Genomic DNA, 12,214 nt, shown 5'->3' with positions numbered 1-12,214 from the left:
GGCCACGACATCGCTCAACGGTCCACTCTCTCACCCGTCTCGGACGGGTCGGCGCTTTCCGGTGCGGTGTCCGGTGTCGGGTCACTCGGCTGCTCCGGGTCGTCTTCCCCGGACCGGGCGACGGACTCCTCGTGGAGACGATCCCCACGGGCAGCGGGGTTCCCCGGTCCGTCGGCGTCCTTGGTGTCCTCCGGGTTCTCGGCCTCCGGGGTGCCAGGGGTCTCCGGGGCGTGGGGAGCGTCCGGGGTGTCCTCGCCCGTCTCGTCGGGGCCGTCGCCCTCCTCGGCCCGGCGGGCGGCCGCCCGCTTGCGCTGGGTGTACATACGGAAGCCGGCGAGCACCAGCAGCAGCACGCCGCCGCCGATGACCAGCATCACCGTCGGCGTGACCTCGGTGACCTTCACGTCGAACCTGACGGGCGCGCCGTACTCCTGGCCGTCCTCGGTGTACAGCTGGGCGGTGACCTCGACCCGGCCGTTGGCGTTGGCCGAGGTGGAGAACTTCACGGACTGGCTGTGGCCGCCGGAGACCTCGACGGGCTGCTCGTAGTAGGGCTTGCCGCCGATCTCCAGTCGGGTCGGCATGGTCGAGGTGAGCCGCAGCACGAGGTGGTCGACGCCCTGGACCAGGTTGTTCTGGACGGTCACCGGGATGGTGGCGCTGCGGCCGGAGAGCTTGGTCTCGGACTTGTCGATCAGCTTGACCTGACCGGTGAGGTCGTCGAGCCAGGACTCCACGCTCGTGCGGAAGCTGTCCGCCGCGCTGCCGCGGCCCCGCCACGACGTGGACATCTCGCGGTTTATGGCCCGCCCGAAGGGGGTCACCACCCGGGACTCGTCGGTGAGGATCACCTGGAAGTTGTCGAGCTTGTCCTGGGTGCGGGCGATCTGCTCGAAGGCCGTCCGGGGCAGCTCCTGCTTGCGCAGTGCGGAGGGGTACGCGGACGACGAGGGGATCTTCGTGGTCGCGCCGGGGTCGGGCTTGGCCTTGGCGGCCGCCGCGAGTTCCTGCGACTGCGACCAGTTGCTGTCCTGCAGCGCGGTGATCGCCGTTGCCATCGCCTGGGCCTGGCTTGCGGTTGGCATCCGTTGCGGGGCGACGACGATGCTGCGCTGCTTGCCGGTCTGGGTGTTCAGCGCGAGGCTCTGGGCGAGGAACTGCTGCACGGCGAGCGTGGCCGAGTCGGCGTTCGTCAGATCGCCCTCGAACGCCGTGGACAGCCGCGCGTCGGCGACCACCGCCGTCGTGCCGCCGCCGATCGGGCGCGCCGCCGAGGGCGTGTAGGTGAGCCCGCCGGTCTCCTGGAGGCTGTCGCTGCGGGCGATCACCTTGTCGGCACCCGCCGAGGTGGCGACCTTGATGATCGAGGGGTCTACGGCGCCGTCCACGGGCCACGCGAAGTCGGTGCTCGGTGTGACATGGAGCACGGTCTTCACGGTGATGGTGGCGACGTCGGTGGCGTCCTTGAGGTGGCTCAGCGAGCCGGTCACGCTGGTGCCGTTGTGGGCGAGGGAGGCCAGGTCCGGGTCCGCGAAGGGGAGGGCCACCACCTCCTTGTCCGCCACCGCCTCCTGGAGGTCGGCCAGGAACTGCTTGGCCACCGCCTGGTGGGTGCCGGCCGCGGTGGTGTCGCCGGCGCCCTGGATCCGGTAGTTGCGCGTCATCGCGTCCACGGAGGCCAGCAGATCCGGGTCGATCACCCAGGTGACATCGAGATCCTTGCCGAGCGCCAGCATCTGGGCCAGCCGGCCGCCGGGCGCGATCTCCTTGGCGAGGTCGTCGTTCTGGAAGACGGGCGTCTGCAGTTCGCCGGCGCCCGTCTTCGCCGTCACGTGGACGGTGGAGATCAGCGGCCAGAGATACGTCGTCTTCGTCTTCGTGTCGGCTTCGGAGGACTGCCACGGCAGGAACGTCCGCTGGATGCCGAGAACCTGGTCCCACTGCTGCGCGGAGGTCTTCCCGGACAGCGAGACGCCGAACTGGTACACGCCGTCCTGGCCGAGGTCCAGCTTGTCGACCGGCACGGAGATGCTGAAGTGCTCGGCGACGCCCGACGGGAGCGAGTCGAAGTCCTCGGTGTACTTGCCGCCGACCTCGGTGCCCAGGCCCGACTGGAGGTCCTCGGAGTGCCGGGCGGCCGTGTCGATCTCGGAGCGGGTGCTGAGCAGGGAGCCCACCCGCAGGTCCACGTGCGCGTCCGTGACGGCCTGCTTGCCGTTGTTGGTCACCGTGCCGGAGACCGTCAGCGTGTCCCCGTCGTTGGGGGCGCTGGGGCTCAGCGAGTCCAGGGCGACGGACACGGTGTCCGAGCCGGCCGCCTGCGCCGGCACCGCCGCGGGCAGTTGCATCAGTCCGGCCAGCAGGGGCGCACCCGCGAGCAGTGCCCCGGTGCGCCGCAGCCAGCGGCGGGCAGGTGAGGGCGTCCCCTGGAAGTCTGCCGCCTCGGCCACGCGCTCGTCCGTCCCTCGTCGTCAGTGGTCGTCGGAATGTGCGTCCACGCATGGTAACGAGGTGCGCTGAACGGAAGTGCCGCGGTCTGCCTCACAAGATCGGGAAAGCGGATCGGCGCGTCCCCTATATCCAGTATCGTCGGGAGGCTCTGTTAAGCGGCGAAAACTGTGCTTGTGCGGGTACGGAGTGAGATGTCCCACCCCCTGCCCAGAGGGGCTCTCCATGGGGCGCTGCCGGAATACGGAGGCGCTTCGGACCGTCTGGGGCACGTACTCTGTTCTGTTGTGCCGAACGCCAATGAAGACACTCCCACTGTCCTGAGCCAGGCGCAGCAGCGCGCGGTGAGCGAACTGCTGCGGGTGGCGCCCGTCGCCGACGACCTCGCCCGCCGATTCCAGGAGGCCGGGTTCTCCCTTGCCCTGGTCGGCGGCTCGGTTCGGGACGCGCTGCTGGGCCGGCTCGGCAACGACCTGGACTTCACGACCGACGCTCGCCCCGAGGACGTATTGAAGATCGTCCGGCCCTGGGCGGACGCCGTCTGGGAGGTCGGGATCGCCTTCGGCACGGTGGGCGCGCAGAAGCAGGGCTACCAGATCGAGGTCACCACCTACCGCTCCGAGGCCTACGACCGCACCTCGCGCAAGCCCGAGGTGTCGTACGGGGACTCCATCGAGGAGGACCTCGTCCGTCGCGACTTCACGGTCAACGCGATGGCGGTGGCGCTGCCGGAGAAGGACTTCATCGACCCTCACGGCGGTCTCGAAGATCTCGCACTGCGTGTGCTGCGCACCCCGGGGACGCCCGAGGACTCCTTCTCGGACGACCCATTGCGGATGATGCGGGCCGCCCGCTTCGCCGCGCAGCTCGACTTCGAGGTGGCTTCCGAGGTCGTCGCGGCGATGAAGGACATGGCCGGCCGCCTGGAGATCGTCTCGGCCGAGCGGGTCCGGGACGAGCTGAACAAGCTGATCCTCTCGGCTCACCCCCGCAAGGGGCTGACCCTGCTCGTCGACACCGGCCTAGCCGAGCATGTCCTGCCCGAGCTGCCCGCTCTGCGTCTGGAGAGTGACGAGCACCACCGGCACAAGGACGTCTACGACCACACGCTGATCGTCCTGGAACAGGCCATGGCGCTGGAGGACAACGGTCCCGACCTCACCCTCCGGCTCGCCGCTCTGCTGCACGACATCGGCAAGCCGCGCACCCGCCGCTTCGAGGACGACGGCAGGGTCTCGTTCCACCACCACGAGGTGGTCGGAGCGAAGATGACCAAGAAGCGCATGACGGCGTTGAAGTACTCCAACGAACTGGTGAAGGACGTCTCGCAGCTGGTCGAACTCCACCTGCGCTTCCACGGCTACGGCACCGGGGAGTGGACGGACTCGGCGGTCCGCCGCTACGTCCGTGATGCGGGCCCGCTGCTGGACCGTCTACACAAGCTCACCCGGTCCGACTGCACCACTCGCAACAAGCGCAGGGCCGCGGCGCTCTCCCGTGCCTACGACGGCTTGGAGCAGCGCATCGCCGAACTCCAGGAGAAGGAGGAGCTCGATGCGATCCGCCCGGACCTCGACGGCAACCAGATCATGGAGATCCTGGGTATCCGCCCCGGCCCGGAGGTCGGCAAGGCCTACAAGCACATGCTGGAGCTTCGGCTGGAGAACGGGCCGATGGGGCACGACGCAGCGGTGACCGCACTCAAGGAGTGGTGGGCCGAGCAGGGCTGAGAGCGCACAGCGGGGTCATGTTTCACGTGAAACATGACCCCGCTGTGACGCAACGAGGGGCGATGTTTCACGTGAAACATCGCCCCTCTTCACTCTTCACTGCGGTGTCGCGTGATCCTGCTGCGGCCGGTGGTCGAGTGCGAAGCGGGCCATGGCCGCAGCGACCAATGCGTAGACGAGGGCGACCGTGATGACGAGGGTCGCCGAGCGGCCGTCCGGTGGAAGCATCAGCGCGGCTACTGCGGCGGACCCGACAAAGGCGACGTTGAAGAGGACGTCGTAGACGGAGAAGATCCGACCGCGGAAGCCGTCGTCGACGGACGATTGCACGAGGGTGTCCGTGGCGATCTTCGCGCCCTGGGTGATGAGTCCGAGGACGAAGGCGGCGGCGAGCATAGGGACGGTCGTGAACGGGAGGCCCAGGGCGGGCTCCAGCACGGCGGCCGACGCGGCGCATACGACGATCCAGCGGCCGGGGCCGAGGCGCCCCGCGGCCCATGGCGTCACCACGGCGGCGGCGAAGAAGCCCGCGCCGGAGATGCCCAGGGCCAGCCCCAGCAACCCGAGTCCGTCGTCCGGGTCGGAGGAGAGGGCGTACCGGCACAGCATCAGAACCAGGACGAGCAGTGCGCCGTAGCAGAAGCGCATCGCCGTCATGCCGGCCAGTGCCCAGGCCGCCTCACGACGGCGCGGTGCGGCGAGATGCCGAATCGCCTCCAGCAGGTCGCGTGCCGTGGTGATCACGGCCGTTCTCAGGTTCGGCTGGGCCGTGTGCCGGTCCGGGCCGAGGAGGTCGGGAGCCATGGACAGGGAGGCGAGGGCCGCGCCCAGGTACAGCGTGGCGCCCAGCGACACCACCGCCGCATCGGAATCCGAGGCCACCAGCCGCACGGCGAAGGCGAGGCCGCCGCCGGCGGTCGCGGCGAGGGTGCCGGCGGTCGGGGAGAGGGAGTTGGCGATCACCAGCCGGTCGGTGTCGACCACTCGTGGCAGCGCGGCCGACAGGCCGGAGAGGACGAAGCGGTTGACGGCCGTGACGCACAGGGCGGACGCGTAGAAGAGCCAGTCGGGGACTTCGCTGACCATGAGGACGGCGGTGGCCGCGGCCAGCAGTGCGCGCAGCAGATTGCCGTAGAGGAAGATCTGGCGGCGGCGCCAGCGATCCAGCAGGACGCCGGCGAAGGGGCCCACGAGGGAGTACGGGAGGAGCAGGACGGCCATGGCCGAGGCGATCGCGGCAGGCGAGGTCTGCTTCTCCGGGGAGAAGACGACGTAGGCGGCGAGGGCGACCTGGTAGACGCCGTCGGCCCCCTGGGAGAGCAGGCGTATGACGAGTAGACGGCGGAAGTTCCGCAGGCGCAGCAGGACACGCAGGTCGCGGACGACGGGCATGGGGCACAGCCTCACATATGGGGCCGTGCACAGGAGAAGGGTCCCCGGATCGGATGACCCGGGGACCCTCTGAGCCCTGGCAGGAGCGATTTTTACGAGCTTGAGCTGTGGAGCTTCAGTGCCCGGCGGGGTGCCGGGTCAGCGCTCGACGTCGCCGCGGATGAACTTCTCCACGTTCTCGCGGGCCTCGTCGTCGAAGTACTGGACCGGCGGGGACTTCATGAAGTAGCTGGACGCCGAGAGGATCGGGCCGCCGATGCCGCGGTCCTTGGCGATCTTCGCGGCGCGCAGGGCGTCGATGATGACACCGGCGGAGTTCGGGGAGTCCCAGACCTCGAGCTTGTACTCCAGGTTCAGCGGGACGTCACCGAAGGCGCGGCCCTCCAGGCGGACGTACGCCCACTTGCGGTCGTCGAGCCAGGCTACGTAGTCGGACGGGCCGATGTGGACGTTCTTCTCGCCGAGGTCCCGGTCGGGGATCTGGGAGGTGACGGCCTGCGTCTTGGAGATCTTCTTGGACTCCAGCCGCTCGCGCTCCAGCATGTTCTTGAAGTCCATGTTGCCGCCGACGTTCAGCTGCATCGTGCGGTCCAGGATGACGCCCCGGTCCTCGAAGAGCTTCGCCATGACGCGGTGCGTGATCGTGGCGCCGACCTGAGACTTGATGTCGTCACCGACGATCGGCACACCGGCCTCGGTGAACTTGTCCGCCCACTCCTTGGTGCCGGCGATGAAGACCGGGAGGGCGTTGACGAAGGCGACCTTGGCGTCGATGGCGCACTGGGCGTAGAACTTCGCCGCGTCCTCGGAACCGACGGGCAGGTAGCAGACGAGGACGTCGACCTGCTTGTCCTTGAGGATCTGGACGACGTCGACCGGCTCGGCCTCGGACTCCTCGATGGTCTGGCGGTAGTACTTGCCGAGTCCGTCGAGGGTGTGGCCGCGCTGCACGGTGACACCGGTGTTGGGCACGTCGCAGATCTTGATGGTGTTGTTCTCAGAGGCGCCGATGGCGTCCGCCAGGTCGAGGCCGACCTTCTTGGCGTCCACGTCGAACGCGGCGACGAACTCCACGTCCTTGACGTGGTAGTCGCCGAACTGCACGTGCATCAGGCCGGGGACCTTGGACGCCGGGTCGGCGTCCTTGTAGTACTCGACGCCCTGCACCAGCGATGCGGCGCAGTTGCCCACACCGACGATGGCTACGCGAACCGAACCCATTCCGGTTGCTCCCTGTGTGTACGAGTGAGGCCCTGAACGGGTCTCACGTGGCGGTGTCGTCGGACGCATCCGGCCGGAGGGAATCCCCGGACCGGGGCAGGGCGCCCGGCGCTCCATTGGTGGTGTTCTGCTGAGCGGACCCCCCGGAGGCGGAACCCTTCAGGTCCCGCCCGGCCCGCTCGCTCTCGATGAGCTCGTTCAGCCAGCGCACTTCGCGCTCCACGGACTCCATCCCGTGGCGCTGGAGCTCAAGCGTGTAGTCGTCGAGGCGCTCCCGGGTGCGCGCCAGCGAGGCGCGCATCTTCTCGAGGCGCTCCTCCAGCCGGCTGCGGCGGCCCTCCAGTACGCGCATCCGCACATCGCGGGAGGTCTGCCCGAAGAAGGCGAACCGCGCAGCGAAGTGCTCGTCCTCGTACGCGTCGGGGCCGGTCTGCGACAGGAGCTCCTCGAAGTGCTCCTTACCGTCCGCCGTCAACCGGTAGACGATCTTGGCGCGGCGGCCGGCGAGCGGCGCGGCGAGTGCGTCCTCGGTGGTACTTCCCGGTTCCTCGATCAACCAGCCGTTGGCGACCAGCGTCTTGAGGCAGGGGTAGAGCGTTCCGTAGCTGAACGCACGGAACACGCCGAGTGATGTGTTGAGCCGTTTCCGCAGCTCATAGCCGTGCATCGGGGACTCGCGGAGCAGGCCGAGGACGGCGAACTCAAGGATGCCGGAGCGCCGGCTCATGGTCGCCTCCTCTCGTCCGCGGCTCGCTTATCTCGCTCTGATGTATCGACTCGATACATCCCGACGATAGATCGGCTTTCCCCGTGCGACAAGAGGAACGACGGTGAACGGGATCACATCACCGATTCGTTGGAGGCAACTTGCCTGATTTGGGGTGAACTTCGAAGCTCGGCGGGTTTTGCTGGTGCGTAGTCTGTGCGGCATGCACACCACCGGGAACCATGTGACGCCTGGGGGGCGTCCACGTCCTCGGTGCCGTACGGGTGAATGCAGGACCGACCACATCCGTATTTCGGGGGGACCGGAAATCAGCCGCCGTTCCAGGCGCCCACGGGTGCGCCTGCCCGAGGAGTAATCGTTCGATGAGCGAGCACCGTCGCAAACCGCCGCCGCCGCAGGGAGGCGGACGTGCCGCGGCCCGACGCGGCCAGTCCGGACCGTCCTCCGGCCGCCGCGCGGCACCGCGAGGCGCCACCGGGTCTCTTTCCGACTCCTATGGGTCCAGTTCCTATGGGTCGGACGCGGACTCGGGAGGTGAGGAGCGTCCGTACGGTGGCCGTGCCGAGGCACGCCGGGCGGCACAGAGAAGTACGGGAAACAGCCGTCGCAGAGCGGCCGACAACGGAGGCCGTGGTCCGGGTGGTCCTGCCGGGCCCGGGCGCGGCAGAGGCCGGGCGTCGACGGCGCCCGGCAAGAAGCGTCTGATCGACTATCCCAGGGCGAACAGATTCGGCTGGCGCAGGTGGGTCCCCTCCTGGAAGCTCGTCTCGGGGCTGTGCATCACCTTCTTCGGCAGCCTGGTGGCGCTGGTCGGCGTCGGGTACGCCATGGTCGGCGTCCCGGACGAGAACCAGGCGGCCAAGTCCCAGAACAACGTCTACTACTGGGCCGACGGCAAGCAGATGGTGGCGACGGGCACCGGCATCAACCGGCAGAACGTCACCATCGACCAGATCCCCGAGGCCATGCAGTACGCGGTGATCTCGGCGGAGAACAAGAGCTTCTACACGGACCCGGGCGTCGACTTCAAGGGCATCGCCCGTGCCCTCGTCAACATGGCGCAGGGTGGTGAGACGCAGGGTGGTTCGACGATCACCCAGCAGTTCGTCAAGAACACCTACCTCAGTCAGGACCAGACGCTCACCCGCAAGTTCAAGGAGATGTTCATCTCCATCAAGGTGGGCACCAAGTTCACCAAGCCGGAGATCCTCCAGGGCTACCTGAACACCTCGTACTTCGGCCGTGGCGCGTACGGCATCCAGGCCGCCGCCCAGACCTACTACGGGGTGGACGCCAAGGACCTCACCCCGAGCCAGTGTGGGGTCCTGGCGGCTCTGCTCAAGGGCGCGACGTACTACGACCCCGCGGGCAACCCGGACATCGATCCCGCAGCGTCCAAGGACGCCAACTACAAGCGCTCGCACGACCGCTGGGCCTGGATCCTCGAAGAGATGCACAAGGACCAGCACCTCACCGACGCCGAGTACCAGACGGCCGTCAAGAAGTACCCGATGCCCCAGGGCCGCAAGGCGGTCAAGGGCATGACCGGTCAGATCAGCTACCTCGCCGACACGGCCAAGAAGTACGTCCTCGCGCACTCCAACATCACGGAGGCACAGTTCGACCAGGGCGGCTTCCAGATCTACACGACCTTCGACAAGGACAAGGTCAACGCGCTGACCGCGGCCGTGGAGAAGGTCCAGAAGGCGCGTCTGGACCCGAAGAACCGGGACAAGGACAAGTACGTCCAGTTCGGTGCCGCGTCGGTGGTGCCCGACGACGGCGCGATCGTCGCCCTGTACGGCGGTGCCGGCTACGAGAACAACCACTTCACCAACAACGCCGACACCTCAGGTGTCCCCGTCGGTTCGACGTGGAAGCCGTTCGTGCTGGCAGCGGCCATGCAGGACGGGACGTACAAGACCGACGGCGTCGGGGTGTCGCCCCTGAGCAAGTACAACGGCGACGACAACCTCAAGGTGCGCAGGCCGGACGGTACGTACTACTTGAACAAGGACAACTCGATCTTCCGCCAGCGGAACGAGAGTGCGTACCCCTGGGGCTACATCACCCTGCGCAAGGCGATGGAGCAGTCGATCAACACACCGTTCGTGCAACTCGGCGTGGATGTCGGGATGACGAAGGTACGGGACATGGCCCAGGCGTCCGGGATCCTGCCGGACAGCATGTCGCAGAACCTGAACCCCTCGTTCGCCATCGGTACGTCCACTCCCAGTGCCATCCGCATGGCGGATGCGTACGCGACGTTCGCGGCGTCCGGTGAGCACGTGGACCCGTACTCCGTGACCGCGGTCAAGCAGGACGGGCAGCCGCTGAGCGGCTTCGGCAAGCCGAAGACGACCAGGGCCATGGAGGAGAACGTCGCGAACAACGTCACGGACGTCCTGCAGAACGTCATCCAGAACGGTACGGGTACCAACGCCAAGGCCCTGGGCCGTACGGCGGCGGGCAAGACCGGTACCACCGACAGCAACAAGTCGGCCTGGTTCGTCGGCTACACCAAGCAGCTGTCGACCTCGGTGGCGATGTTCCGTGAGAACCCGAAGGACGCCGAGCTGCTCTCCATGAACGGCACCGCCGGCGTGGCGTCCATCCACGGTGGTGACATCCCGACCTCGGTGTGGACCGAGTACATGAAGGCCGCGCTGCAGGGCAAGAACGACCTGGGCTTCCCCGAGGCGACCAAGATCGGTGAGGTCGCCGACGAGGCCGGGGCTCCTTCCCCGACGCCGTCTCCCAGCATCACGCCGAGCGAGACGCCCATCGAGACGCCGAGCGCCACCCCGAGCGAGACGGTCACCTCCCCGTCGCCCACGGTGACGGAGACCTGCCAGTTCGCCTGGAACTGCTCGACCGACGGCGGCACGACCGGCGGCAGCACGTCGGGTACGACGTCCTCGCCGTCAGCTACGGATACGACCGGCACAGGCAACACCAGAGGCAATGCCAACGGCGGAGGAAACCTCTTCGGCGGATCAACCGGATAGCCGCGCGGTCTGACCGGCTGGTGACCATTTCGCCCGCCGAAGTCTGTTTCACGTGAAACATGGGCCGCCGCACCCGGCGAGGTGCGGCGGCCCTCGGCGTATTCCTAGAGAGGTACGGCAGGATGGGCCCCATGCCCAGTGCAGAGACGACGCCCGCGGGCGTGCGTGAGCCGGAGCCGGTGCGGCCGACCAGGGATGACGAGGTCGCCGCCGCCGGGAGTGAGCTGATCGGCGGCCCCATCGGGCGGCGTGCCCTGCTCGGCACGTCCTGGTGGACGCCGCTACGGGTGGTCGTCATCGTGGCGGTCGGGATGTTCGCCCTCGGCATGGTGCAGAAGATGCCCTGCTACGACAGTGGCTGGTTCTTCGGCGCGAGTTCCCAGTACACCCACGCCTGCTACTCGGACATTCCGCACCTCTACCAGGGGCGCGGTTTCGCCGACGGTCTGGTGCCGTACTTCGACAAGCTCCCGGGCGACATGGACTACCTCGAATACCCGGTGCTCACCGGTGTGTTCATGGAGGTGGCCGCATGGCTCACGCCGGGCAGCGGCAGCATCATGCTCCAGGAGCAGGTGTACTGGTTCGTCAACGCCGGAATGCTGATGCTGTGCGCCGCGGTCATCGCGGTGTGCGTGGTCCGTACGCACCGCAGGCGCCCCTGGGACGGCCTGCTGGTCGCCCTGGCACCTGCCTTCGCCCTGACCGCCACCATCAACTGGGACCTCCTGGCGGTCGCTCTGACGGCCGCGGCGATGCTGATGTGGTCCCGGAGCCGTCCCCTCGCCTTCGGCGTCCTTCTGGGGCTTGCCACGGCCGCCAAGCTGTACCCCGTCTTCCTGCTGGGGCCGTTGTTCCTCCTGTGCTGGCGTGCCGGCAAATGGCGGGAGTTCTTCGTTGCCACGGGCGGTGCGGTGGTCGCCTGGCTCGTCGTGAACCTGCCGGTGATGATCTTCGCCTTCGACGGCTGGTCGAAGTTCTACACGTTCAGCCAGGAGCGGGGCGTCGACTTCGGTTCCTTCTGGCTGATCTGGGCGCAGAACACGACCACCCCGCCCAGCACCGACTTCGTGAACACCGCGGCCACGGTCCTGGTGCTGCTCTGCTTCGCGGGCATCGCCGCCCTGGCCCTCACCGCTCCGCGTCGGCCGCGCTTCGCCCAGCTGGCCTTCCTGGTGGTGGCGGCCTTCATCCTCACCAACAAGGTCTACTCCCCGCAGTACGTGCTGTGGCTGGTGCCGCTGGCCGTCCTCGCCCGGCCCAAGTGGCGGGACTTCCTGATCTGGCAGGCGTGCGAGGTGGCGTACTTCCTGGGCATCTGGATGTACCTCGCCTACACGACCAGCGGAGACGCCCACAAGGGCCTGCCGACCGACGGCTACCACTGGGCCATCGCCGTGCACCTGCTGGGCACGCTCTACCTGTGCGGCATGGTCGTGCGCGACATCCTCATGCCCGAGCGGGACGTGGTGCGCCGCAGCGGGGAGGACGATCCCTCCGGCGGGGTGCTGGACGGTACGGAGGACGCCTTCGTGCTCGGCGCGGCGGCCCGTCCCCCGCGCCACGCGGCCCACTTCGAGGGGCCGCAGGTGGAATGGGGAACCCGATCCTCGGAGGACGGTTCGCTCTGAGGGTGGTTCGCTCTGAGTGAACAGCTCAGCTCCTGAACGGAAAAAGGGCCGCACACG

7 protein-coding genes are annotated in these 12,214 nt (G+C 68.1%); 3 read left to right on the top strand and 4 right to left on the bottom strand.

From position 1 onward, the window contains the following. Positions 1 to 14: 14 nt before the first annotated feature. Entirely contained in the window at positions 15 to 2,450 is a 2,436-nt protein-coding gene (locus ACFY6U_RS32445) for a DUF6049 family protein (protein ID WP_390043894.1), read from the bottom strand. 285 nt (positions 2,451 to 2,735) lie between these two features. Between ACFY6U_RS32445 and ACFY6U_RS32440 the strand changes: the two genes are divergently transcribed. After that, on the top strand, positions 2,736 to 4,178 hold the full coding sequence (locus tag ACFY6U_RS32440; RefSeq protein WP_390043892.1) for a CCA tRNA nucleotidyltransferase: 1,443 nt from the start codon (positions 2,736 to 2,738) through the stop codon (positions 4,176 to 4,178). A gap of 96 nt (positions 4,179 to 4,274) precedes the next feature. Here ACFY6U_RS32440 and ACFY6U_RS32435 read toward each other — a convergent pair whose 3' ends face one another. The 3 genes from ACFY6U_RS32435 to ACFY6U_RS32425 all read right to left on the bottom strand — a co-directional run bounded on the left by ACFY6U_RS32435 (position 4,275) and on the right by ACFY6U_RS32425 (position 7,518). Beyond that, the gene (locus ACFY6U_RS32435) at positions 4,275 to 5,570 is read right to left on the bottom strand and encodes an MFS transporter (RefSeq protein WP_390043890.1); all 1,296 of its coding nucleotides are present in this window, start codon (positions 5,568 to 5,570) and stop codon (positions 4,275 to 4,277) included. Between the two features lie 138 nt (positions 5,571 to 5,708). Then, entirely contained in the window at positions 5,709 to 6,791 is a 1,083-nt protein-coding gene (locus tag ACFY6U_RS32430) for an inositol-3-phosphate synthase (RefSeq protein WP_351491805.1), read from the bottom strand. Positions 6,792 to 6,834: 43 nt separating this feature from the next. After that, positions 6,835 to 7,518 (bottom strand): helix-turn-helix transcriptional regulator, encoded by a 684-nt coding sequence (locus tag ACFY6U_RS32425; RefSeq protein WP_390043888.1) that lies wholly within the window; start codon positions 7,516 to 7,518, stop codon positions 6,835 to 6,837. 827 nt (positions 7,519 to 8,345) lie between these two features. On the opposite strand from ACFY6U_RS32425, the gene ACFY6U_RS32420 reads away from it, so the two are divergent. After that, positions 8,346 to 10,526: a transglycosylase domain-containing protein gene (locus ACFY6U_RS32420; RefSeq protein WP_390043887.1), complete on the top strand. Its 2,181-nt coding sequence runs from the start codon at positions 8,346 to 8,348 to the stop codon at positions 10,524 to 10,526. A 131-nt stretch (positions 10,527 to 10,657) separates the two neighbouring features. After that, the gene (locus tag ACFY6U_RS32415) at positions 10,658 to 12,157 is read left to right on the top strand and encodes a glycosyltransferase family 87 protein (RefSeq protein ID WP_390043885.1); all 1,500 of its coding nucleotides are present in this window, start codon (positions 10,658 to 10,660) and stop codon (positions 12,155 to 12,157) included. Positions 12,158 to 12,214 lie beyond the last annotated feature (57 nt).

The organism is Streptomyces sp. NPDC013157, from assembly GCF_042899865.1.
In the GTDB taxonomy this organism is placed as follows: Bacteria; Actinomycetota; Actinomycetes; order Streptomycetales; family Streptomycetaceae; genus Streptomyces.
The sequence above is the reverse complement of the archived record's forward strand: the minus strand, read 5'-3'. Positions and strand labels throughout refer to the sequence as shown.